The sequence below is a fragment of the Streptomyces sp. Tu 3180 genome, from assembly GCF_009852415.1.
Taxonomy (GTDB): domain Bacteria; phylum Actinomycetota; class Actinomycetes; order Streptomycetales; family Streptomycetaceae; genus Streptomyces.
In genome coordinates this window covers 3,552,220-3,575,762 of record NZ_WOXS01000002.1, presented here as the reverse complement: position 1 = coordinate 3,575,762, position 23,543 = coordinate 3,552,220, and the positions used below count along the sequence as shown (strand labels likewise).

Sequence of the window (23,543 nt, the reverse complement as noted above, 5' to 3'; positions counted from 1 at the left end):
CTCGCAGCCGGATGTCCGACAACCTCGTCGTCGCCATGCGAGAGGCCATCACAGCTGGTAGGGGTGCGGGTGTGCACTTATCACGGTACGCCGTGTTCGAAGCACCGTTTTCCGGTCAGTCCTCCTCGACCGACCCCCGGGAAGCCTCCTCCGCGGCCTTCGCGGCGGCACTCCCCGGACGCTTGCGAGCCACCCAGCCCTCGATATTCCGCTGCTGACCACGGGCCACAGCGAGCGAACCGGGCGGCACGTCCTTCGTGATCACCGAGCCGGCGGCCGTGTAGGCCCCGTCCCCGATCGTGACAGGAGCCACAAACATGTTGTCCGAACCCGTCTTGCAGTGCGACCCGACGGTCGTGTGGTGCTTGTGCTCCCCGTCATAGTTCACGAACACGCTCGCCGCGCCGATGTTCGAGAAGTCGCCGATCGTCGCGTCACCCACGTACGACAGGTGCGGGACCTTCGTCCCCTCACCGATCGACGCGTTCTTCGTCTCCACGTACGTACCGATCTTGCCCTTGCGGCCCAGACGCGTCCCCGGACGCAGATACGCGTACGGCCCGACCGAGGCCTCGGGACCCACCTCCGCACCCACGGACACCGTGTTGTCCACCCGGGCGCCGGCCCCCACCCGCGTGTCCGTCAGCCGCGCGTTCGGACCCACCTCGCAGCCCTCCGCCAGATGCGTCGACCCGTGCAACTGCGTCCCCGGGTGCACGACCACGTCCTGCTCGAACGTCACGGTCACGTCCACCCACGTCGTGGCCGGATCCACCACCGTGACCCCCGACAGCATGGCGGCGGTCAGCAGCCGGTCGTTCAGGATCCGCCGCGCCTCCGCCAGCTGCACCCGGTTGTTGATGCCCGCGATCTCCCGGTGGTCGCCCGCCACCGACGCGCCCACCCGGTGCCCCGCCTCACGCAGGATGCCGAGCACGTCCGTCAGGTACTCCTCACCCTGACTGTTGTCCGTCCGCACCTGCTTCAAGGCGTCCACCAGCAGCCGGCCGTCGAACGCGAACACACCCGAGTTGATCTCCCGGATCGCCCGCTGCGCGTCCGACGCGTCCTTGTGCTCCACGATCGCCGTCACCGCGCCCGAGTCGTCGCGCACGATCCGCCCGTACCCGGTCGCGTCCGGCACCTCGGCCGTCAGCACCGTCACCGCGTTGCCGTCGGCGGAGTGCGCGGCGGCCAGCTGCCGCAGCGTCCCGCCCGTCAGCAGCGGAGTGTCGCCGCAGACCACGACCACGGTCCCGTCCACGGAACCGCCCAGCTCCTCCAGGCCCATCCGCACGGCGTGACCCGTGCCGTTCTGCTGCTCCTGGACCGCGGTGCGGACCTCGGGGGCGACCTCGGCGAGGTGCGCGGTCACCTTCTCGCGGGCGTGCCCCACGACGACGACCAGGTTCTCCGGCTCGAGTTCACCGGCTGCGGCGAGCACGTGGCCCACCAGGGAACGGCCGCAGATGTCGTGCAGGACCTTCGGTGTGGCCGACTTCATACGGGTGCCCTCACCCGCTGCGAGAACGACGACGGCTGCCGGGCGGTTGGCGCTCACGGGATGCCCTTCGGCTGTGGATGGGGGTGGGGGATGGACATCCGCAGGATACCGGGGTGTTTCGGAGGGGACATGAGAGCGGGCCCTGACCGGGGATCGGCCGGTCAGGACCCGAAGGAACGTGAGGTGTGCGGTGAGCTCCCGGAGAAGGATTCGAACCCTCATTCAACGGACCAAAACCGTTTGTCCTGCCCTTAGACGATCCGGGATCGCTTGGGTGCTGTGTCCGATTTGATTGATCGGCTTCGCACGCCGCCTCTACTATGCCGTACCAGGAGCCCTCGACGCGACGGTACGAGTCGGCACCCCTCAGGACTTCGGCGCCGAGCGGCCCCGGCAGGACGCGCCGGCGTTCTCGCGGCGGCCGTACGTCCGGTTCCGGAGCCGGGCCCTCTCGTCTTCTTCCGCAGGTCGTCCTTCGCGTTCGGGCGCTTCGTCCGGGCCGGCGGTGCTTCGCCCTTCACCGGCCGGTCGGGGACGTCGTCGTCGTAGATCTTCAGCTCGTCGCGGATCCGCCGGAGGCTGTGGCCCGCTCGCCGCAGTGCCACCGCCCGCTCCCGCGGGTTCTCGAAGCCGGCGGATCCGCCGGATGCATGTGTCACAGGCATGCCGTCCGGGCGGAATGCCCGCTTCCTTCCTCGAACGATGACCGATTCAGCAGTTCGAGGGATTTCGGGCCGTACCGCATCCGAACGGTCACCCCGTGTGGTGGGGTCCGGGCGTGGAAACTCGCCGGAAAAGCGGCGCCGTGCGCCCGTAGGCTGGAGACATGACCACGACGGGGGAAGAGCATGTGACGGTCCGGGGCGGGCCGTGGTGGTGGGCCAGGCGGCGCAGTGCCGTGCTCGATGTGAGCCTCGCGGCGGCGTCCGCCGTGGAGTGCGGGCTGGAGGGGGTCCCGTTCGCGCGGGAGGCGGGGCTCCCGGTGGCCGCGGGGGTGGTCTTCGGCCTGCTGGCCGGTTCCGTGCTGCTGGTGCGGCGGAAGTGGCCGATCGCGGTGGTGCTGGTGGCGGTCGCGGTGACGCCGGCGGCGATGGGCTTCCTGCTGGGCATCGTCGGCCTGTACTCGCTGGCCGCTTCGGAGGTGCCGCGTCGGATCATCGCCTCGCTGGCCGGGATGCAGCTGGTGGGGACGCTGATCGTGATGTTCGTGCGGGTGCGGCAGGACATCGCGCGGGAGGACCTGGAGATCGGGGACTGGATCGTGCCGTTCGCGGCCGTCACGACCTCGTTGGGGGTGACGGCCCCTCCGTTGCTGCTGGGTCTGTACGTCGGGGCGCGGCGGCGGCTGATGGAGAGCCTGCGGGAGCGGGCGGACAGCCTGGAGCGGGAGCTCCAGCTGCTCGCGGAGCGGGCGGAGGAGCGGGCCGAGTGGGCGCGCAGCGAGGAGCGGACGCGGATCGCCCGTGAGATGCACGACGTGGTCGCGCACCGGGTGAGCCTGATGGTGGTGCACGCGGCGGCGTTGCAGGCGGTGGCGCGCAAGGACCCCGAGAAGGCGGTGCGGAACGCCGCGCTGGTGGGGGACATGGGCCGGCAGGCGCTGACGGAGTTGCGGGAGATGCTCGGGGTGCTGCGGGCCGGTACGGAGGGTGCCGGGCGCAGGGAGCGGGCGTCGGTGCCGTTGGCGGCGGTGGGGGCGGCCGCCGCGGCTGCCGCGTCGCGGGCGGTGGACGAGTCGGGGAGCGGGGCCGAGGGCGCGGCCGAGGGGCCGTGTCTGTCGGAGATCGACGAGCTGGTGGGACAGTCGGCGGCTGCCGGGATGGTCGTGGACCTGTCGGTCGAGGGGGAGGTCCGCCCGTATGCGCGGGAGGTGGAGTCGACGGCGTACCGGGTGGTGCAGGAGGCGTTGACGAACGTCCACAAGCACGCGGCGGGCGCGAAGACGTACGTGCGGCTCGCGCACCGGGTGTCGGAGATCGCGATGCAGGTGGAGAACGAGCCGCCGCCGGAGGCCGCGTCGTCGGCGCGGTTGCCGTCCGGGGGGAACGGTCTGGTGGGGATGAAGGAGCGGGTGTCGGCGCTGGGCGGGGTGTTCGTGTCGGGGCCGACGGAGGCGGGGGGCTTCCGGGTGTCGGCGGTGATCCCGGCGTCGTAGTGCCGGTGCGGCGCCGTGGGTCCGGTGCCGTGTCCCGGTGGGGGCCGGGCGGCGGGGCGGTCAGCCGGCGGTGAGGCGTACGGGCTGGATGCCGGAGACGAGGGCGGCGAGGGCCCGGTCGATGTCGGGGCCGAGGTACCAGTCGCCGGTGTGGTCGAGGGTGTAGACGCGGCCGTGGGCGTCGATGGCCAGGAGGGCCTGGGTGTCGGTCTCGGCGCCGAGGGGGCAGACCTCGGTGCCGAGGGCGCGGCCGAGGTCGCCGAGGGTGCGGGCCATGTGGAGGCCGTGCAGCGGGTCGAGGTCGAGGGCGGCGGGGGCGATCTGGCGGCCGGGGCCGGTGGGGTTGATGCGGAGTCCGCCGAATTCGGCCCAGGCCTCGACGGCCGCGGGGAAGACGGTGTGGCGGTGCCCGGCGGGTGAGGCGTGGTCGCGCAGGGTGTCGGCCCAGATCTCGGCCTGCTTGATGTCCCAGCGCCCGGGTCGCCATCCGGCGGCGCGCAGGGCGGCGTCGACGGGGACGGCGAAGCGGGGCGGGGTCACCCCCTGTCCGAGCGGAGTCGGGGACTTGGGGGAGGAGGTGCGGTCGGTGTGCATCTGCCCTTGGTTCGTCGGTGGTCGTGGAGTGGTGACCGGGGAGGGGGCCGGTCAGCCGTCGGTGGCGGCCGGGTCGACGATGCGGACGCCGAAGTGGGCGCTGAGCGCGGTGCAGGCGCGGCAGGGGGCGGCGAAGGTGCCGTGCAGGGGGTCGCCGTCCTCACGGATGCGGCGGGCGGTGAGTTTGGCGTGTTTGAGGGATCTGCGGGCCTCGCCGTTGGTCATGGGTCTGCGCGCGGCGCGTTTGCTGCGTGCGGCGTCGGCGGCGGCGATGTGCCGGGAGATGAGGATGGTCTCGGCGCAGCGGCCGGTGAAGCGGTCGCGCTGGGTGCTGGTGAGGGCGTCGAGGAAGTCCTGGACGAGGGGGTGCAGGGCGGGGGGCGTGTCGCCGCGGGCGGCGGTGCCGGTGAGGGTGGCGCCGCGGACGGAGAGGGCGGCGGCGATGGTGGGGAGGATGCCGTCGCGGCGGTGGCGCAGGCCGGGGACGTGGATGCCGTCGGTGGCGCTCCAGCCGATGCGGGGGTCGCCGGACCGGGGGTCGCCGGTGCGAGGGCTTCCGATGCGGGGGTCGCCGGATCGGGGGTCGCCGGACGGGCCGGTGTGCGTCCCCGTTTGTGTCACGTTCATGATCGTCTTTCCCTCCCGAGCATCCCCTCGGAGGTCACAGGGTGCCAAACGCCGTGGCCGATGCGGAAGCTGGGGCGGGGCGACACGCCCGGGTTTGGGCGGGCTGTCACGGGAGGGTGACGGTTGGTCACGGAAGCGGAGGGGCCGGTCACCGGTGCCGGTGACCGGTGTCGTCGTACCGCATAGGCTGTCGGCACCGCGATCCATGCGGTGATCCGCGCGGTGGTGCGTGCGGGACACCGCGGGGGTCGTGGCGGTAAGCAGTAGGGACAGACGTGACAGTCGAATACGTTCCGTGACGGCCGGAGCCGGCCGGCGGGGGCGTACAGAATGCCGCAGGGGGCAACCGCCATGACGACAGGTCGGCTCGGGCTGGGGGTACCTCCCGGCCGCCGGACCGGGGGACAAGCCGCGCCGCCGAACGCGGCCTACGCCGGGCAGGTCGTGCACTTCCCGGATCCGGTGCGGGCGGCCCGTCACCCGAGAGGGGTGCGGGTGGACGAGCACGGTTACCCCGACTTCTCCCCTTACGCGCGGGCGGCCGCGGAGGTCGCGGAGCCGCCGGAGGGTTTCGGCGTCGACGAGTTGCGGTTGACGGACTACGTGTCGGCGAACGCGGCGTTGGCGGCGAGCGGTCACGCGTTGTGGGACACGGTGCCGGCGGTGGCGACGCCGCACGGCTGGACGTGGCACCACGTGGTGGGGTCGCGGCGGCTGGAGCTGGTGCCGGTCGAGGTGAAGGCGCTGCTGCGGCACCACGGCGGGGTGGCGACGGCGAACGTGGACCAGGACAAGCGCGGTACGCGGCCGTTGCAGGAGACCCGTCCGGCGCACTTCGGGCTGCCGAAGTCGGGCGTGGCGGTGTCGGAGTCGCAGGTGCTGGGGGTCGAGGAGGACCTCGGGTACCGGCTGCCGGGCGCGTACCGGTCGTTCCTGAAGGCGGCGGGCGGTTGCGCGCCGGTGGGGACGGCGCTGGACGCGGAGTTGGGGCTGCTGGTCGACCAGCCGTTCTTCACGGTGCGGGACGAGGCGGCGGTCAACGACCTGGTGTACGTCAACAAGTGTCTGCGCGACCACCTCACCAAGGACTATCTGTGCGTCGGTTTCGTGCAGGGCGGTCTGCTGGCCGTGAAGGTGAAGGGCGACCGGGTGGGTTCGGTGTGGTTCTGCGCGTACGACGACGCGCGGGACGTGGATCCGTCGTGGCCGCCGGCCGAGCGGGTGGAGCGGCTGCTGCTGCCGTGCGGTGACGACTTCGACGCGTTCCTGTCGCGTCTGGCGGGGTCTCCGCCGGAGCTGGAGACGGTGGCGAATCTGATGGTGGACGGCGGGTTCGCGCGTGCCGTTCCGGTTTCTTCCGCGGGGGAGTGAGCTTCGGCGATGGTGACGTTCGCGCAGGCGCAGGAGCGCGCGGAGGAATGGGTCAACGGGGACGTGCCGGCGTACCAGCACCGTGAGGTGCGGGTGCGGGAGTTCGACCTCGGGTTCGTGGTGTGGGCGGAGGACCGCGCGGACGGGCCCCGTTCGGACGGGGGCGCGCAGCGGCTGGTGATCGCCCGTGACAGCGGTGAGGCGACGCTGTGGCCGGCGCTGCCGGTGGGCGAGGTGATCCGCCGGTACGAGGAGGAGTACGGCCGTGACGAGGCGGTGCCGGAGCCGGCGCCGGCGGCGCGGGTGGACCTGAACCAGACGTCGTTCCTGCTGAGTCCGCCGGAGTGGCTGCAGGAGGCGGCGGATCGGCTGGGGATCCCGGATCGGCGCGGGGAGGGTTCGGGTCCGGCCCCGGGGACCGCGGGGGCGGGCTCCCCGGAGTCCGGGTCCGGCTCCGCTTCCGGTGCCGGCACTCCGGTGCCGGGTGTGCCTGCCGGGGCGGGGAGCGGAGCGGCGTGGCCCGCCGCCGGGGGGAGCGGCTCCCCGGCGGGTGCCGGCGCGCCGGCCGGGGCGACGCCGTGGGCCGGTACGGACACCAACGCCGACGCCGGTGAGGACCGCTCCGTGCCGTTGCCGGAGACCGTGTTCGCCCCGCAGCTGAACGAGTCGGGCGACGGCGCCCCGCCGCCCACGGCGACCCCGGACGCCAAGACGGCGCTGATGTCGGGCGGCAGCGGGCTTCCGCCGACGGCCGTCGCACCGGCGCTGCAGGTGCCCGACGCGCCCGTGCCGCCCGGGGGTTCGCAGGGTGCGGGGGTGCCGGGTACGCCGCCGGGTGCACCGGGTACGCCGCCGCCGGGTGCGCCCGGGACGCCGCCCGCCGGTGTGCCGCAGGGCAGTACGCCGCCTCCGGCTGCTCCGGCTGCTCCGGCTGCTCCGGCTGCTCCGGCTGCTCCGGCTGCTCCCGAGCGGCCGCTCCCGCCGCACGCCGGGGACATCGCCGACGCCGCGACCAGCAAGGCGACACCGCCGCCGCGTCGCGGTCCGGCTCCGACGGCACCGCCTCCGCCGGGCGCCCCGGGGACGCCGGGCGCGCGGCCGGGCGGCACACCCCCGCCGCCCGCGTCCGCGCCCGGTGCGCCGGGCGCTCCGGCGGGCGGGTACGTGCCGACGCAGATGGTGTCGGCGCTCGGCCCCGACGGCCCGCAGGGCCCCGGGGGCGCGCCGGGTCCGCAGCCGCCGGGTGCCGCGACGCCTCCGCCGGGCGTCCCGGCCCCGCCCTTCCCGGGGGCGCCGAACGCGCCCGGCGGTACGCCGCCGGGCGGTGTCCACCACGCCGCGACGATGTTCGCCGACCCCGGCGGGACGGGTCCGGGTGCGCCCGGCGCGCCGCAGCCCCCGGGCCCGCTCGGCGCCCCGGCCGCCCCGGGTGCTCCCGGGGCGCCGCAGCCGCCCGGCGCCCCCGGCGCCCCCGGCGCTCCGGGTGCCGCGGGGGGCGGGCGCGGTCCCGTGCACCACGCGGAGACGGTGCTGGCCGCGCCCCCGGTGGGCGGTCCCGGTACGCCTCCGCCGCCGCGGGCCCCGGGGGTTCCGGGTGCGCCTCCGCCGCCGGCTCCTCCCGGCGTGCCCGGCGGCGTCCCGGGGACGCCGCCCGGTGCGGTGGCTCCCGGTGCGCCTCCGCACGGCGCGCCCGTGCCCGGGCAGCCGCCGGCGTACGGGTATCCGCAGCAGCCCACCGGTCAGCCGACCGTCGGCCCCGGCTACCAGGCCGTGCTGCGCTACCGCGCGCAGGACGGTTCCGAGCAGCAGCTGATCCGGCGTTCGGCGCCGGGCACGCCGCACCCGGAGTGGCAGATCTTCCACGAGCTGCGCGCCATGAACGTGCCGCCGGACCAGGTGCTGGAGCTGCACACGGAGCTGGAGTCGTGCGAGCTGCCGGGCGCGTACTGCGCGCGGATGATCCGGGAGCAGTGGCCGCAGGCGCGGATCACGTCCATCGCGCCGTACGGCACGGACCACGCGAGCCGGCAGCAGGGCATGCGGCAACTTCTGGCCCATCAGGGTGAGTTGCATCAGGTGGCGGACGGCCCGGCGCGTCCGGCCCCGGTGCGCGCGCCGCTGCCGCCGGTGCAGCCGGTCCCGCCGGTCCCGCCGGAGGGCGTCGCCCAGGAGCTGGCGGGGGCGTTCGGGCCGGGGGTGTTCCGGTTCGAGCAGGCGGCGGTGTCGCGGCAGGGGGTGCCGCCGGTCGTGGCGCACACGCTGGTGGTGGCCGGGCTGCCGCTGGACATGGGCCCGTTCTTCTGGGCGCAGGCCCAGCCGGGCCGCCCGGTGCCGACGCTGGCGGAGCTGGCGGCCGAGCGGGGGGTGCAGCCGGCCTCGGACGCGGGTTCGTACCTGGTGATGGGCAGCGACTTCGGCAAGGCGATCTGCGTGCAGTACGGCACGGCGCACATCGTCGCGGTGCCGGTGGAGGCGGGGCCGGGCGGGGCGCCCGTGCCGCCGCAGTTCGTGAACACCGGTCTGCCGGAGTTCGCGCGCTGCCTGGCGCTGCTGGGCCGGATGTGGCGGCTGCGGTACGGGCTGAACCAGGAGCAGGCGGGCCGCTGGACCGTGGACTTCCAGGCCCAGCTGGCCGCGCTGGACCCGGCGGCCCTGGGGTCGCCGGAGAGCTGGTGGTCGGTGCTGCTGGAGCAGATGTGGGACGGCCTGCTGTGAGCCGCCGCCGCTGATCCCCCGCCCGGTGCGCGAGGAGCCGGGCCCGGTCGGTACGACGACCGGGCCCGGCTTTTGCATGTCCTCCTCGCGGAGTGTCGCGTTATGAACACTTCCGTGTGATCCATCAAGATGTGCGCGAATCATCCCATTTCGTGCTCGGTCGTCGTGCTGGGCTTCGGGTCCGTCCGGTGAAGGGGTTCCAGGATGAGCAGCGCATCGGTGTCGTCGCAGGGCTTCGAGGTCGTGCGGGGGCGTGGTTACCGCCCCCTGCAGGTGATCGCGTACGTCGATGCCCTCTGTGCGGATCGTGACGCCGCCTGGGAGCGGGCCGCGCGGCTCACCGTGCTGGCCCGGGAGATGGAGGAGGAGGTGGAGCGGCTGCGGGAGCGGGTGGCGGGGCTGGCTCCGCAGACGTACGAGTCGCTCGGGGAGAACGCCCGGCGGCTGTTCGAGCTGGTCCAGGTGGAGGCGGCGGCCGTGCGGGAGGAGGCCCGCCGGGAGGCGCAGCGGATCGGGGACCTGGCGCGGGACGAGGCGGCCGGCGTGCAGGAGGCCGCGCAGGCGCACGCCGACACGGTGCGCGCCGACGCCGACGAGGAGGCCCGGCAGCGGCTGCTCGCGGCCCGCACGGAGGCCGACGAGATCCGGGTCGCGGCCCGGGCCGAGGTGAAGGAGCGGCGCGCGGAGGCCCTGGAGGCGGTGCGGGAGATGCGCCGGCGCACCGCCGGGATGCTGGCCGAGCGCACCGGGGAGCAGCAGGAACGGCTGGCCCGGGCGGAGCGGGAGGAGACCGAACGGGTGGCCGGGCTGGAGGCCCGTCACGCGGAGGCGGTGGAGCGGGCCGAGGGCGTGCTGGCCGGGGCGAAGCAGGTCTTCGCCGACGCGGAGCAGGAGTCCCGGCGGCTCCAGGAGGAGGCGGAGGAGCGCGCGGAGCAGTTGCTCGCCGAGGCGCGGGTGCGGGCGGAGGACATCGAGCGGGAGACCGAGCGGGTGCTGCGCGAGCACGCGGAGAGGCGGGAGGAGGTGCAGGCGCACATGGACCACGTGTGCGCCAGCCTCAGCGCGCTGACGGGGCGGGTGGTGGAGTAGGGGGCCCGAGGCGCCGGGGGGCCCGGGGCGTTCCCGGGGGAGGGGGCGGTCGCACGCGTCCTCGGTCCCGCTTCGGTCCCGCCCCGGGCCACCTCGGTCCGCCTCGGTTCACCTCGGTCCCGCCCCGGGCCACCTCGGTCCGTCTCAGTTCCGCCTTCGCGCGGCCCCCGCGAGGATCCACGCCTCCACCGCCTCGTACTGCTGTCGCTGTTCCTCCGCCCTGGCCCGGCCGGAGGCCATCGTGCCGAGCCAGCCGCAGGCGAAGCCGGCGGGGATGGAGAGCAGCCCGGTGGTGGTGAAGGGGAACCAGTTGAAGTCGGCGTCGGGGAAGGCGGAGACGGGGGAGCCGGAGACCAGGTTGGTGCCCGGCATCAGCAGCAGTACGGCCAGGGAGCCGCCGATGAGGGTGGCGAGCAGGCCGGTCCGGGTGTAGCGGCGCCAGAAGAGGCTGTAGACGAGGGCGGGCGCGACGGCGGAGGCGCCGAGGCAGAAGGACAGGGTGACCAGGGGCTGCAGGCTGTGGTGCTGCACCAGGGTGGCGAGCAGGATCGCGGGGACGCCCACCGCGAGCGCGGAGAGGCGGGCCAGGGTCATCTCGCGGCGCGGTGACATCTCCTGGACGCGGGCCGCGAAGACGTCGTGGGCCAGGGAGTTGGCGCAGGCCAGGATCATGCCGGCGACGGAGGCCAGGACGGTGAGGAAGATCGCCGTGGTGACGGTGGTGAAGAGGAAGGTCTCCGCCGTGGTCACCTCCGGGCCGAACACGGCCTGGGAGCCGAGGAGATAGGCGGTGTTGCCGCGCGGGTCGGCCTCGGCGATCGCGGCCCGCCCGATCAGCGCGGTCGCGCCGAAGCCGACGACGGTGATGACGAGGACGAACAGGGCCACGCTCGACACCGCCCAGGACATCGAGCGGCGCACCTGGCGGGCGCTGGAGGCGGTGTACATGCGCATGGTGACGTGGGGGAGGCAGGCGCCGCCGAGGACGACCGTCAGCTGCGAGGTGATCATGTCCAGGCCGGGGCTGGCGCCGCCGGCGAACTGGAGGCCGGGGGAGAGGAAGGCGGAGCCGACGCCGCTGTTGTCGGCGGCCGCGTCGAAGAGGGCGCCCGGATCCCAGTCGAACCTGTTCAGGACGAGGGCGGCGACGACGATGCCGGAGCCGAGCAGCATCACGATCTTCAGGATCTGGATGAGGGCGGTGCCCTTCATCCCGCCGATCGCCGCGTAACTGATCATCAGCGCCCCCACCCCGACGATGCAGCCGGTCTGCAGCGACTCGCCGGAGAAGCCCAGGATGAAGGCCATCAGCTGTCCGGTGCCGGCGAGCTGCACCAGCATCATCGGCAGCAGCGCGGCGAGGGTGACGGCGCACGCGGCGATGCGTATCCCGCGTCCCTGCGGCATGCGCCGGGTCAGCGCGTCGCCCATGGTGAACCGGCCCGCGTTGCGCAGCGGTTCGGCCAGCAGGAACATCAGCAGCATCAGGGACAGGGCGGTGCTCAGGGCGAGGACGATCCCGTCGTACCCGAACAGGGCGATGACGCCGCCGGTGCCGAGGACGGTCGCGGCGGAGATGTAGTCGCCGGCGACGGCCAGGCCGTTGCGGAAGGGGGACAGGGAGCCGTAGCCGGTGTAGAACTCGTCGAGGTCGTCGCGGTCGGGGCCGGTCATCACGCACAGCAGCAGGGTGACCGTGGCGACGGCGCAGAAGCCGACGAGGGCCATGGCCTGCGCGTTCCCGCTGAACTCCGGGTTCACCGCGTCGCCTCCCGCTTGGCGTCCAGCGCGGCCTGCCTGCGGATGAGGTCCGCGAGGGGGTCGACGCGGCGGCGGGCGGTGCCCTCGTACATCGCGATCGCCAGCCAGGTGACGGGGACCTGGAGCAGGGCGAGCAGCAGACCGGTGGGGATCTCGCCGGTGACGGTGCCGGTCATGAAGGACGGCGCGAACGCCGACAGGACCAGGAAGAGGACGAAGTACCCGAGCGCGGTGAGGGTGGCGGTGCGGCGCTGCCACCGGTAGGCGCTGCGCAGGTGCCGGAGGTCGCTGTGGTGTCCGAGCGGCGGGTGGAGGGGGGTCCGCCGGGGTTCCTGGGCGGGCGGGGCGGAGGGCTGCCGGGGGTGGGCGGCGTAGGAGGGGGAGGGAGGGGTGGGGGGGAAGGGGGCGGGGAACGGCTCGTGGGCGGGCCGGGCGGAGGCGGGGGGATGGGGATACGGGTTCCGGCGCGGGGACGGGGACGGGTCCCATGGGAACGGGGACGGGTCCCGTGGGGACGGGTACGGGTCGAAGGACATCCCGTGCTCCTTGCGTGGCTCGGGTCCGTGCGGGGACCGCAGGGAGGTGAGGGGGGTGGGGCGGGGGAGCGGGTCCCGCACGTTACTCGCGCGCCCTGGAACGCGCTGCGTTTTGGCCAAACTGATCGGTCGGTATGGGAAACGCGGGCCGACCTGGGGGTGTTACCCGCGTTAACCCGGGCTTTCGGCGGCCCCGGGGGTCCTCCGCGGGCGCCTCGGGTTGCGCGGGGAGCGGGACCGCGGGGAGGATCTCGTTCCCCGCATCGGGCGGGTCCGTGAGGAGCGACGGGGAACCGGATGAGCGCGCCGGCCGGCATTGTGACGCCCCGTCAGGTGCGCGCGGCCCGACTGCTGTTGTTCGCGACGGCCCTCGCCGGACTGGCGGTCGTCGCCTCCCTGGGGGCTGACGTCCCACGGCCCGGGCGAGCCGGTGGCGCCGTGGCCGCCGGTCCGGGGGTGCGCGCTGCTCGCCCTGACGTTCGGCGGCGGCGCGGGGAACGGGGTGCGGCTCACCGTCGTCGTGGTGATGGTGTTCGTCCTCTTCGGGTCGTTCAGCCAGGTGTTCGACGCGACGGCGCCCGAGCGGTTCGTGGACGCCGCGCTGCGCGTCGCGGGCGGGGTGCCCGTGGTCGTCCTGCTGTTCCTGTCGCGGTCCACCGCCTGGTTCGACCGGGAGAGGTGACGGGCACCCGCCGGACCGGCGCGCGGAGGGCGGGGGCCGGCCCGCGGGATTCCTCGCCGTCGCGGACGGGGCCGGCCGTCCCGCCGGGACCGCTCAGTCCTTGAGCAGCGGGAACCGGCGCGGCGCGAGCACCAGCAGCACCAGGAACGCCAGGGCCGCCGCGCCCGCCGCGCCCAGGTAGACCGCGTGGACGGCGTCGGCGATGGCCCGGCGGGTCGGCTCGGGGACGGTGCCCCCGTCGAGCGCCCGGGTCACCGAGTCCAGGTCGCCCGCGCCGCCCGGGCGGGCGGCCAGGACGCCGTTGGCCACCGCGCCGAACAGCGCCGCGCCGACGGTCTGGCCGGTCTGCCGGCAGAAGAGGATCGACGCGGTCGCCGTGCCGCGTTCCTCCCACACCACCGACGACTGCACGCCGACGATCAGGGGGAGCTGGAAGAGGCCGAGGGCGGCGCCCAGCAGGAGCATCAGCAGGGTGGGCTGCCAGGCCTCGCCCGGGTAGGGGAGGAGGGGGAAGGAGAAGAGGATCAGCGCGGCCGTGCCGATGCCGAGCATCGCGGTGCTGCGGAAGCCGATGCGGCGGTAGACGTGCTGGCTGAGGGCCGCCGAGACCGGCCAGGTCACCGTCCACACGGAGAGCACGAATCCGGCGGCCACCGGGGCGAGGCCGAGCACCGCCTGGGCGTAGGTGGGCAGGAAGACGGCCGGGGCGACCATGAGCAGGCCCAGTGCGCCCAGGGCGAGGTTGACCGCGGCGATCGTGCGGCGGCGCCACACCCAGCCGGGGATGATCGGGTCCGCCGCGCGGCGCTCCACCAGGATCACCACCGCCAGGAGCGCGAGCCCCGTCGCGGTCAGGGCGAGGGAGGGCGCGGACAGCCAGGGCCAGGCCACTCCGCCCTGGACGAGGGCGGTGAGCAGGACGCCGCCGCAGGCGAAGATCGCCAGCGCGCCCGCCCAGTCGACGCGCGCCCGTGCCGGCGACTCCCTCGCGGGCTCCCGCAGGTGACGGACGATCAGCCACAACGCCACCGCCCCCACGGGCAGGTTGACCAGGAAGATCCAGCGCCAGTCGGCGTAGGTGGCGAGGAGGCCGCCGATGCCGGGGCCGGCGACCGCGGAGACCGCCCAGACCGTGGAGAGGCGGGCCTGGATCTTCGGGCGCTGCTCGAGCGGGTACAGGTCGGCGGCGAGCGTCTGCACCGTGCCCTGGAGGGCGCCGCCGCCCAGGCCCTGCACGACGCGGAAGGCGATGAGCGCGGCCATGTTCCAGGCCAGGGCGCACAGCAGCGAGCCCAGCAGGAACAGCGCCGCGCCCGCGACGAGGACCGGTTTGCGGCCGAAGGTGTCGGACAGCTTGCCGTACACGGGGAGGGTGACGGTGACGGCCAGCAGATAGCCGGAGAACAGCCAGGAGAAGTAGGAGAAGCCGCCGAGGTCGCCGACGATCTGCGGGACGGCGGTGGAGACGATGGTGGAGTCGAGGGCGGCCAGCGCCATCGCGAGCATCAGGGCGGCGACGACGGCCGCGCGCCGGTCGGTCCCCGTCCCCTGTGCGGTGTCCCGTGTCACCGGTCTGGTGCCGTCCACCCGGAATCCTTCCTCGCGGTCCTTGCCCCGTGCACCTGCCTGCATCCGACAGCTTCGCACTTGACCTTGACGTCGCGGGAGGGTGGAGCCTGGGTGGGCCGACGGACGGAGCCGACCCCGAGAAGTGCTCCGCCCGTCGGAGGACGGCCCCTAGGGGTACCTCCGTACTACGGCTCGGGGAGGTGTCGTACCGGCGGAGGACGAGACGCGCGGAAGCCGTCCTTAGGCTGGCTTTATGCCGCTGGGGGCGGTTGGGCACACCGGCGGGGGTGGGGTTTTCCTCAGGAAGAGACTGCGCTGAACACCAGTGCGCGGGACCCCCTCCCGTCGCCAGACTGAACACGTCATACGGAATCGCACGAAGCGGCCGTCGAGCAGGACGGCGGGCGCCGCGGCATCGCTTTCTCATCTGCTGACCGACATAGGAGACTTACCGTGACATCGGCTGTGACCATTCCCAGGCACGGGGGTACTGGAGGGCGTACGGCCGTTGCCGCGCGGGCGCGGCAGGTCGTGAAGGCGTACGGGTCCGGCGAGACCCGCGTCGTCGCCCTCGACCACGTCGACGTGGACATCGCCCGCGGCCAGTTCACCGCGATCATGGGTCCCTCGGGGTCCGGCAAGTCCACGCTGATGCACTGCCTGGCCGGGCTCGACACCGTCACCAGCGGGCAGATCCACCTGGACGAGACCGAGATCACCGGCCTGAAGGACAAGAAGCTCACACAACTGCGCCGGGACCGGATCGGATTCATCTTCCAGGCGTTCAACCTGCTGCCGACGCTCAACGCGCTCGAGAACATCACGCTGCCCATGGACATCGCCGGCCGCAAGCCCGACAAGGCGTGGCTGGACCGGGTGGTGGAGACCGTGGGGCTCGCCGGGCGGCTGAAGCACCGGCCGACCCAGCTGTCCGGCGGTCAGCAGCAGCGGGTCGCGGTGGCGCGGGCGCTGGCGGCCCGCCCGGAGATCATCTTCGGTGACGAGCCGACCGGGAACCTCGACTCGCGCGCGGGCGCCGAGGTGCTGGGCTTCCTGCGCCGCTCGGTGGACGAGCTGGGGCAGACCATCGTGATGGTCACCCACGACCCGGTCGCCGCCTCGTACGCGGACCGCGTGCTGTACCTCGCCGACGGCCGGATCGTCGACGAGATGTTCCAGCCGACGGCCGAGCAGGTGCTGGACCGCATGAAGGACTTCGACGCCCGGGGGCGCACGTCATGACCGTCCTGAAGACCTCGCTGCGCAACTTCCTCGCGCACAAGGGGCGTATGGCGCTGTCGGCGGTGGCGGTGCTGCTGTCGGTGGCGTTCGTGTGCGGGACGCTGGTGTTCACGGACACGATGAACACGACGTTCGACAAGCTCTTCGCGGCCACCTCCTCGGACGTCACGGTGAGCGCCGAGAACGCCTCCGACAGCGGCGAGACGACCTCCGACAACGGCAAGCCGCCGGTGATACCGGCCTCGGTGCTCGACGAGGTGCGCGGGGCGGACGGCGTGAAGTCGGCCGAGGGCACGGTCTTCTCCACCTCGGTGACCGTCGTCGACGGCGACAAGGACAGCCTCTCGCCCACCAGCGGCGGTCCGACCATCGTCGGCAGCTGGAACGGCAACGACGCCCGGACCATGAAGATCACCGACGGTGCGGCGCCCGAGGGCCCGGACCAGGTGATGGTGGACGCCGACACCGCCGACAAGCACGGCCTGCAACTCGGTGACGAGATCGGCGTGATCAACGCCGTCGGCACGCACACCGCGAAGATCTCCGGCATCGCCGACTTCACCGTCACCAACCCCGGCGCCGCGATCTTCTACCTGGACACGAGGACCGCGCAGCGGGCCCTGGTCGGCGAGAGCGGCGTCTACACCAACGTCAACGTCACCGCCGCGACCGGCGTCAGCGACGCGCAGCTGAAGAAGAACGTCCTGGCCGAACTCGGCGGCGACTACAAGGTGCAGACCGCCGAGGAGACCGCGGAGGCCAACCAGAAGGACCTCGAGGGCTTCATGAGCGTCATGAAGTACGCGATGCTCGGCTTCGCCGGGATCGCCTTCCTCGTCGGCATCTTCCTGATCATCAACACCTTCTCCATGCTGGTCGCCCAGCGCACCCGGGAGATCGGCCTGATGCGGGCCATCGGCTCCTCCCGCAGCCAGGTCAACCGCTCGGTGCTGGCCGAGGCGCTGCTGCTCGGCGTCGTCGGCTCGGTGCTCGGCGTCGGCGCGGGCGTCGGCCTCGCGGTCGGGCTGATGAAGCTCATGGGCATGATGGGCATGGAGCTGTCCACGGACGACCTCACGGTCGCGTGGACGACCCCGGCGCTCGGTCTGGTCCTGGGCGTCGTCGTCACCGTGCTGGCCGCCTACCTGCCCGCGCGGCGCGCCGGGAAGATCTCCCCGATGGCCGCGCTGCGCGACGCCGGGACCCCGGCGGACGGCAGGGCCGGCTGGATACGGGGCGCGGTCGGCCTGGTCCTCACCGGCGCCGGCGGCGCCGCCCTGTACCTGGCGGGCACCGCGGACAAGGCCACGGACGGCTCCCTGTGGCTGGGGCTGGGCGTGGTGCTGTCCCTGATCGGCTTCGTCGTCGTCGGGCCGGTGCTGGCGAGCGGCGTGGTCCGGGTCCTCGGCGCGGTCCTGCTGCGGGCCTTCGGCCCGGTGGGCCGCATGGCCGAGCGCAACGCCCTGCGCAACCCGCGCCGCACCGGCGCGACCGGCGCCGCGCTGATGATCGGGCTGGCGCTGGTGGCGTGTCTGTCGGTGGTCGGCTCGTCCATGGTCGCCTCGGCCACCGAGGAGCTCGACAAGACGGTCGGCACGGACTTCATCATCCAGTCCGACAGCGGCCAGCTGATCACCCCGCAGGCCGTCGAGGCCGTGAAGTCGACGCCGGGGCTGGAGCGGGTCACCGAGTACAAGTGGACCGAGGCGGACTTCACCACGCCCGACGGCAAGACGGTCGAGGACACCGCGATCACGGCGGCCGACCCGACGTACGCGACCGACCTGCGGGTCGAGACGGTCGAGGGGAAGCTCGCCGACGCCTACCGGCCCGGCTCGATGTCCGTCCACGAGGACTTCGCGAAGGACCACGGCATCGGCATCGGCTCGAAGATCGAGGTCGCGTTCAAGGACGGCTCGACGGGCGCGCTGACGGTCCGGGCGATCACCAGCAGTGAGGCCGTCGTCGACGCCGGCGCGATGTACACGTCCATCGACACGCTCGCCGAGCACGTCCCGGCCGACAGGATGCCGCTGGACACGCTGCTCTTCGCCGCGGCGAAGGACGGGCAGCAGGAGGCCGCGTACAAGGCGCTGAAGGACGCGCTGCACGACTACCCGCAGTACACCGTGCGCGACCAGACCGACTACAAGGACGCGCTGAAGGACCAGATCGGCCAGCTGCTGAACATGATCTACGGTCTGCTGGCCCTGGCGATCGTGGTCGCGATCCTCGGTGTGGTGAACACCCTGGCCCTGTCGGTGGTGGAGCGCACCCGGGAGATCGGCCTGATGCGGGCCATCGGCCTCTCGCGCCGGCAGCTGCGCCGCATGATCCGCATGGAGTCGGTGGTGATCGCGCTCTTCGGCGCCCTGCTGGGCCTCGGACTGGGCATGGGCTGGGGCGCCACCGCCCAGCAGCTGCTCGCCCTGGAGGGCCTGAAGGTCCTGGACATCCCGTGGCCGACGATCATCGGTGTGTTCATCGGGTCGGCCTTCGTGGGTCTGTTCGCGGCCCTGGTCCCGGCGTTCCGGGCGGGCCGGATGAACGTCCTGAACGCCATCGCCACCGAGTAGCCACCGCACACGGGGGTTGCGGGGGAGCGCCCGGCGCCGGGAGTCCTGCGGGACTTCCCGGCGCCGGGTTTTCTCCTGCCGGCGCCCGGCCGGCCGAGGGGCCGGGGGCGGATCCTCCCGGAAGCCCGGAAGCCCGGAAGCCCGGAAGCCCGGAAGCCCGGAAGCCCGGAAGCCCGGAAGCCGGGCACCGGCCGGCGGGCGTCGTCCACAGCCCCCGGCGCCCGCGAGCGCGGCGTCGTACGCTGGACACCCCGGCCCGCAGCGCGTGTCGGGCCCGTCGTGTTGCACACCCCCGGACGGAAAGCACCCCGAATGAGCCTGCACGGTCTGCTCGACGCCGTCGTCAAGGACACCGCCCTCGCGGAAGCGATCTCGGCGGCCGCCGACGGCAACCGCATGCACGTCGACCTGGTCGGCCCCCCTGCGGCCCGTCCCTTCGCGGTCGCCGCCCTGGCCCGGGACACGGGCCGCCCCGTGCTGGCGGTGACGGCGACGGGACGCGAGGCGGAGGACCTGGCGGCGGCCCTGCGCTCCCTGCTCCCGCCGGAGGGGGTCGTGGAGTACCCGTCCTGGGAGACGCTGCCGCACGAGCGGCTCAGCCCCCGCAGCGACACCGTCGGCCGCCGCCTGGCCGTGCTGCGCCGCCTCGCCCACCCCCGCCCCGACGACCCCGAGACCGGGCCGGTCTCCGTCGTCGTCGCGCCCGTGCGTTCCGTGCTCCAGCCGCAGGTCAAGGGGCTGGGGGACCTGGAGCCCGTCTCCTTGCGGACCGGGCAGGGCGCCGACCTGGAGGAGGTCGTCGAGGCGCTCGCCGCGGCCGCGTACGCGCGCGTGGAGCTGGTCGAGAAGCGCGGCGAGTTCGCCGTGCGCGGCGGCATCCTCGACGTGTTCCCGCCCACCGAGGAACACCCCCTGCGCATCGAGTTCTGGGGCGACGACGTCGAGGAGATCCGCTACTTCAAGGTCGCCGACCAGCGCTCGCTGGAGGTCGCCGAGCACGGCCTGTGGGCCCCGCCGTGCCGCGAGCTGCTGCTCACCGAGGACGTCCGGGCCCGCGCGCGTGCCCTCGCCGAGGCCCACCCCGAGCTCGGCGAACTGCTCGGCAAGATCGCCGAGGGGATCGCCGTGGAGGGCATGGAGTCCCTCGCGCCGGTCCTGGTGGACGACATGGAGCTGCTGCTGGACGTGCTGCCCGAGGGGGCCATGGCCGTCGTGTGCGACCCGGAGCGGGTGCGCACGCGGGCGTCGGACCTGGTGGCCACCTCGCAGGAGTTCCTGCAGGCCTCCTGGGCGGCCACCGCCGGGGGCGGCGAGGCGCCCATCGACGTCGGCGCGGCCTCGCTGTGGTCCATCGCGGACGTCCGGGAGCGGGCGCGCGAGCTGGGCATGATGTGGTGGTCGGTGTCGCCGTTCGCCGCCGACGAGGAGCTGGCGGGGGCGCTCGCCGCCGACACGGCGGGCGACACCCTCAAGCTCGGCATGCACGCCCCCGAGACCTACCGCGGCGACACCGCGCGGGCGCTCGCCGACACCAAGGGCTGGCTCGCCGACGGCTGGCGCACGGTGTTCGTCACCGAGGGCCACGGCCCGGCGGCCCGCACGGTGGAGGTGCTGGGCGGCGAGGGCATCGCGGCCCGTCTGGACGCGGACCTGGGGGAGATCACGCCGTCCGTCGTGCACGTCGCCTGCGGCTGCATCGACCACGGGTTCGTCGATCCGGCGCTCAGACTCGCCGTGCTCACCGAGACCGACCTGACCGGGCAGAAGGCCGCGGGCCGCGACGGCGCCCGGATGCCGGCCCGGCGCCGCAAGACCATCGACCCGCTCACCCTGGAGGCGGGCGACCACATCGTCCACGAGCAGCACGGCGTCGGCCGCTACATCGAGATGGTGCAGCGCACCGTGCAGGGCGCCACCCGCGAGTACCTGGTGGTGGAGTACGCCCCCGCCAAGCGCGGCCAGCCCGGCGACCGCCTCTACATCCCCACCGACCAGCTGGAGCAGATCACCAAGTACGTCGGCGGCGAGGCCCCCACCCTGCACCGCCTGGGCGGCGCCGACTGGACCAAGACCAAGGCGCGCGCCAAGAAGGCCGTCAAGGAGATCGCGGCCGACCTGATCAAGCTGTACAGCGCGCGGATGGCGGCGCCGGGCCATGCCTTCGGCGGCGACACCCCCTGGCAGCGCGAGCTGGAGGACGCCTTCCCCTACGCGGAGACGCCCGACCAGCTCACCACCATCGCCGAGGTCAAGGAGGACATGGAGAAGTCGGTCCCCATGGACCGCCTGATCTGCGGCGACGTCGGCTACGGCAAGACCGAGATCGCGGTGCGGGCCGCCTTCAAGGCCGTCCAGGACGGCAAGCAGGTCGCCGTCCTGGTGCCCACGACGCTGCTGGTGCAGCAGCACTTCGGCACGTTCAGCGAGCGGTACGCCCAGTTCCCCGTCAGCGTGAAGGCGCTGTCCCGCTTCCAGACCGACACCGAGGCGAAGGCGGTCCTGGAGGGCCTGAGGGACGGCTCGGTGGACGTCGTCATCGGCACCCACCGGCTGTTCTCCTCCGAGACGAAGTTCAAGGACCTGGGCCTGGTCATCGTCGACGAGGAGCAGCGCTTCGGCGTCGAGCACAAGGAGCAGCTGAAGAAGCTGCGCGCCAACGTCGACGTGCTGACCATGTCCGCCACGCCCATCCCGCGCACCCTGGAGATGGCGGTCACCGGCATCCGCGAGATGTCGACGATCACCACCCCGCCGGAGGAGCGCCACCCGGTGCTCACCTTCGTCGGCCCCTACGACCAGAGGCAGATCGGCGCGGCCATCCGCCGCGAGCTGCTGCGCGAGGGCCAGGTCTTCTACATCCACAACCGGGTCGAGTCCATCGACCGCGCGGCGGCCCGGCTGCGCGAGATCGTGCCCGAGGCGCGCATCGCCACCGCCCACGGCCAGATGCCGGAGTCCGCGCTGGAGAAGGTCGTCGTCGACTTCTGGGAGAAGAAGTTCGACGTGCTGGTGTCGACGACGATCGTCGAGTCCGGCATCGACATCTCCAACGCCAACACCCTGATCGTCGAGCGCGGCGACAACTTCGGCCTCAGCCAGCTGCACCAGCTGCGCGGCCGCGTGGGACGAGGCCGGGAGCGCGGGTACGCCTACTTCCTGTACCCGCCGGAGAAGCCGCTCACCGAGACCGCGCACGAGCGCCTGGCGACCATCGCCCAGCACACCGAGATGGGCGCGGGCATGTACGTGGCGATGAAGGACCTGGAGATCCGCGGCGCCGGAAACCTCCTCGGCGGCGAGCAGTCCGGCCACATCGCGGGCGTCGGCTTCGACCTGTACGTGCGGATGGTGGGCGAGGCGGTCGCGGACTACCGGCGCCAGCTGGAGACCGGCGGGATCGAGGAGGAGCCGCCGCTCGAGGTCAAGATCGAGCTGCCCGTCGACGCGCACGTCCCGCACGACTACGCCCCGGGCGAGCGGCTGCGGCTCCAGGCGTACCGGGCGATCGCCTCCGCCGACACGGAGGAGGACATCAAGGCCGTGCGCGAGGAACTCGTCGACCGCTACGGCAAGTTGCCCGAGCCGGTGGAGAACCTGCTGCTGGTGGCGGGCCTGCGCATGCTCGCCCGCGCGTGCGGGGTCGGCGAGGTCGTCCTCCAGGGCAACAACGTCCGCTTCGCCCCGGTGGAGTTGCGCGAGTCCCAGGAACTGCGCCTCAAGCGCCTCTACCCCGGCACGGTCGTCAAGGCGGCCGCCCACCAGGTGCTGGTGCCGCGCCCCAAGACCGCGAAGGTGGGCGGCAAGCCGCTGGTCGGGCGTGAACTGCTCGGCTGGGTCGGGGAGTTCCTGACGTCGGTCCTGGGGTCGTAGGACGGCGCCGGCCGGGTCGCGGCACCGTGCGAAGCCGTCCACGGGAAGGGACCCGTGGACGGCTTCGCGCAGTGAAGGTGGTTCGGCACGGCCCCGGGGGCCGGCACGAGGCCTACGGCTGGTCGGGGTGGTCGCGGCCCATGCCGAAACGGCGCTCGGCCTGCTGCTGCCCGGTGTCGACCTGCTGCTCGTACTTGCCGCCGGTCCTCTCGTTGATCTTCTTCTCGGCGGTGTCCGAGGCCTGCTTGGCCTTCTCGCGTGCCGTCTTGTTGCCCTTGAGCTTGTCGAAGATACCCATGCAGAGCTCCTTCGGGTGGTGACTCAGAATCGACGATACGCGCGACAGGCGAGGAATGCCCGTTTGGCCCCGATGTGGTCTGGACCTTTCGCTCGTTACGGTGGACCGGGCATCGCACGGCCCGCGCGGGGCAGGGGACACAGGAGCGAGGGAGGACGTCATGGCGGGGTACGGGAGGTGGGGCCGGACGGCTCGGCGGACCGGGCCGGCGGTGTGCGCCGCCGTCGTGCTGCTGGCCGGCTGTGCGGGGGGCCTGGACGGGGATCCCCCGGCCGGCGGCGAGAGCGCGGGCGCCGCTTCCGGCGGGCGGGCCGCCGGTCCGCTGGACAACCCGGACGGGACGAAGCCGGGCCTGGCGCCCGTGACGGGCGAGGACGACAGGGCCGAGGCCCGCGAGCTCGTCGGGACGGTGCCGACGAAGGGGCGCGGCCCGAAGACGGGCTACGACCGGGAGGACTTCGGCTACGCGTGGATGGACACGGCCGACGGGGTCCCGCTGTCCCGCAACGGCTGCGACACCCGCAACGACGTGCTCCGGCGCGACGGCCAGGACCTCCGCTTCCGGTCCGGCTCCGACTGCGTGGTCGTCGCCATGACCCTGGCGGACCCCTACACCGGCCGGACCATCGAGTGGCGCAAGCGGGAGGCCGCCGAGGTGCAGGTCGACCACGTCGTGCCGCTCTCCTACAGCTGGCAGATGGGCGCCTCCCGCTGGTCCGAGGACAAGCGGGAGCAACTGGCCAACGACCCCCTCAACCTGATTCCGGTCGACGGCCCCACCAACTCGGCCAAGCGGGACTCCGGTCCGGCGACCTGGCTCCCGCCGGACAGGTCCGTGCGGTGCGCGTACGCGGTCCGCTTCGCCCAGGTCGCCGTCAAGTACGAGATGCCGGTGACGGCGGCCGACAAGCGGGCGATGCTGGCGCAGTGCGGTGCCTGAGCACCGGAAAACCG

16 protein-coding genes and 1 tRNA gene are annotated in these 23,543 nt (G+C 73.4%); 9 read left to right on the top strand and 8 right to left on the bottom strand.

All coding sequences use genetic code 11. From position 1 onward, the window contains the following. Window positions 1–115 precede the first annotated feature (115 nt). Window positions 116–1,561 (bottom strand): bifunctional UDP-N-acetylglucosamine diphosphorylase/glucosamine-1-phosphate N-acetyltransferase GlmU, encoded by a 1,446-nt coding sequence (glmU, locus tag GL259_RS16845; RefSeq protein ID WP_159533631.1) that lies wholly within the window; start codon window positions 1,559–1,561, stop codon window positions 116–118. Window positions 1,562–1,699: 138 nt separating this feature from the next. Beyond that, window positions 1,700–1,770: transfer RNA gene (locus tag GL259_RS16840), tRNA-Gln, on the bottom strand. 560 nt (window positions 1,771–2,330) lie between these two features. Here GL259_RS16840 and GL259_RS16835 point away from each other — a divergent pair. Next, the gene (locus tag GL259_RS16835) at window positions 2,331–3,659 is read left to right on the top strand and encodes a histidine kinase (RefSeq protein WP_159533629.1); all 1,329 of its coding nucleotides are present in this window, start codon (window positions 2,331–2,333) and stop codon (window positions 3,657–3,659) included. Between the two features lie 60 nt (window positions 3,660–3,719). Here the strand turns inward: GL259_RS16835 and GL259_RS16830 are convergent, their stop codons facing one another. Together GL259_RS16830 and GL259_RS16825 are read right to left on the bottom strand one after the other, a co-directional pair. Then, a complete protein-coding gene (locus GL259_RS16830) occupies window positions 3,720–4,253 on the bottom strand; it encodes an SUKH-3 domain-containing protein (protein WP_243762315.1) in 534 nt (177 codons plus the stop codon). Between the two features lie 51 nt (window positions 4,254–4,304). Beyond that, window positions 4,305–4,880 carry a YwqJ-related putative deaminase gene (locus GL259_RS16825; RefSeq protein ID WP_159533627.1) on the bottom strand — a complete coding sequence of 192 codons (576 nt, stop codon included), beginning with the start codon at window positions 4,878–4,880 and terminating at the stop codon, window positions 4,305–4,307. 351 nt (window positions 4,881–5,231) lie between these two features. On the opposite strand from GL259_RS16825, the gene GL259_RS16820 reads away from it, so the two are divergent. The 3 genes from GL259_RS16820 to GL259_RS16810 all read left to right on the top strand — a co-directional run bounded on the left by GL259_RS16820 (window position 5,232) and on the right by GL259_RS16810 (window position 10,055). Then, window positions 5,232–6,251, top strand: a complete 1,020-nt coding sequence (locus GL259_RS16820; protein WP_159533625.1) for an SMI1/KNR4 family protein — start codon at window positions 5,232–5,234, stop codon at window positions 6,249–6,251. A 9-nt stretch (window positions 6,252–6,260) separates the two neighbouring features. Further along, window positions 6,261–8,966, top strand: a complete 2,706-nt coding sequence (locus GL259_RS16815) for an SUKH-4 family immunity protein (protein ID WP_159533623.1) — start codon at window positions 6,261–6,263, stop codon at window positions 8,964–8,966. Between the two features lie 204 nt (window positions 8,967–9,170). Next, window positions 9,171–10,055 carry a cellulose-binding protein gene (locus GL259_RS16810; protein WP_159533621.1) on the top strand — a complete coding sequence of 295 codons (885 nt, stop codon included), beginning with the start codon at window positions 9,171–9,173 and terminating at the stop codon, window positions 10,053–10,055. A 144-nt stretch (window positions 10,056–10,199) separates the two neighbouring features. Here the strand turns inward: GL259_RS16810 and GL259_RS16805 are convergent, their stop codons facing one another. Together GL259_RS16805 and GL259_RS16800 are read right to left on the bottom strand one after the other, a co-directional pair. Further along, window positions 10,200–11,816, bottom strand: a complete 1,617-nt coding sequence (locus GL259_RS16805; RefSeq protein ID WP_159533619.1) for a cation acetate symporter — start codon at window positions 11,814–11,816, stop codon at window positions 10,200–10,202. Beyond that, window positions 11,813–12,352 carry a DUF485 domain-containing protein gene (locus GL259_RS16800; RefSeq protein ID WP_159533617.1) on the bottom strand — a complete coding sequence of 180 codons (540 nt, stop codon included), beginning with the start codon at window positions 12,350–12,352 and terminating at the stop codon, window positions 11,813–11,815. The genes GL259_RS16805 and GL259_RS16800 overlap by 4 nt, the downstream gene beginning before the upstream one ends. A 430-nt stretch (window positions 12,353–12,782) precedes the next feature. Here GL259_RS16800 and GL259_RS16795 point away from each other — a divergent pair, with 430 nt between their 5' ends. Beyond that, entirely contained in the window at window positions 12,783–13,034 is a 252-nt protein-coding gene (locus tag GL259_RS16795) for a hypothetical protein (protein WP_159533615.1), read from the top strand. Window positions 13,035–13,127: 93 nt separating this feature from the next. On the opposite strand, the gene GL259_RS16790 is transcribed toward GL259_RS16795, so the two are convergent. Beyond that, entirely contained in the window at window positions 13,128–14,621 is a 1,494-nt protein-coding gene (locus tag GL259_RS16790) for an MFS transporter (protein ID WP_159533613.1), read from the bottom strand. A gap of 435 nt (window positions 14,622–15,056) precedes the next feature. Here GL259_RS16790 and GL259_RS16785 point away from each other — a divergent pair, with 435 nt between their 5' ends. The 3 genes from GL259_RS16785 to mfd all read left to right on the top strand — a co-directional run bounded on the left by GL259_RS16785 (window position 15,057) and on the right by mfd (window position 22,291). After that, window positions 15,057–15,845: an ABC transporter ATP-binding protein gene (locus GL259_RS16785; protein WP_159533611.1), complete on the top strand. Its 789-nt coding sequence runs from the start codon at window positions 15,057–15,059 to the stop codon at window positions 15,843–15,845. After that, a complete protein-coding gene (locus GL259_RS16780; protein WP_159533609.1) occupies window positions 15,842–18,421 on the top strand; it encodes an FtsX-like permease family protein in 2,580 nt (859 codons plus the stop codon). Before GL259_RS16785 ends, GL259_RS16780 begins: the two co-directional genes overlap by 4 nt. A gap of 312 nt (window positions 18,422–18,733) precedes the next feature. Further along, the gene (mfd, locus tag GL259_RS16775) at window positions 18,734–22,291 is read left to right on the top strand and encodes a transcription-repair coupling factor (RefSeq protein ID WP_159533607.1); all 3,558 of its coding nucleotides are present in this window, start codon (window positions 18,734–18,736) and stop codon (window positions 22,289–22,291) included. Between the two features lie 112 nt (window positions 22,292–22,403). Here the strand turns inward: mfd and GL259_RS16770 are convergent, their stop codons facing one another. Further along, window positions 22,404–22,589, bottom strand: a complete 186-nt coding sequence (locus GL259_RS16770) for an antitoxin (protein ID WP_159533605.1) — start codon at window positions 22,587–22,589, stop codon at window positions 22,404–22,406. Between the two features lie 160 nt (window positions 22,590–22,749). On the opposite strand from GL259_RS16770, the gene GL259_RS16765 reads away from it, so the two are divergent. Beyond that, on the top strand, window positions 22,750–23,529 hold the full coding sequence (locus tag GL259_RS16765) for an HNH endonuclease family protein (protein WP_159533603.1): 780 nt from the start codon (window positions 22,750–22,752) through the stop codon (window positions 23,527–23,529). Window positions 23,530–23,543 lie beyond the last annotated feature (14 nt).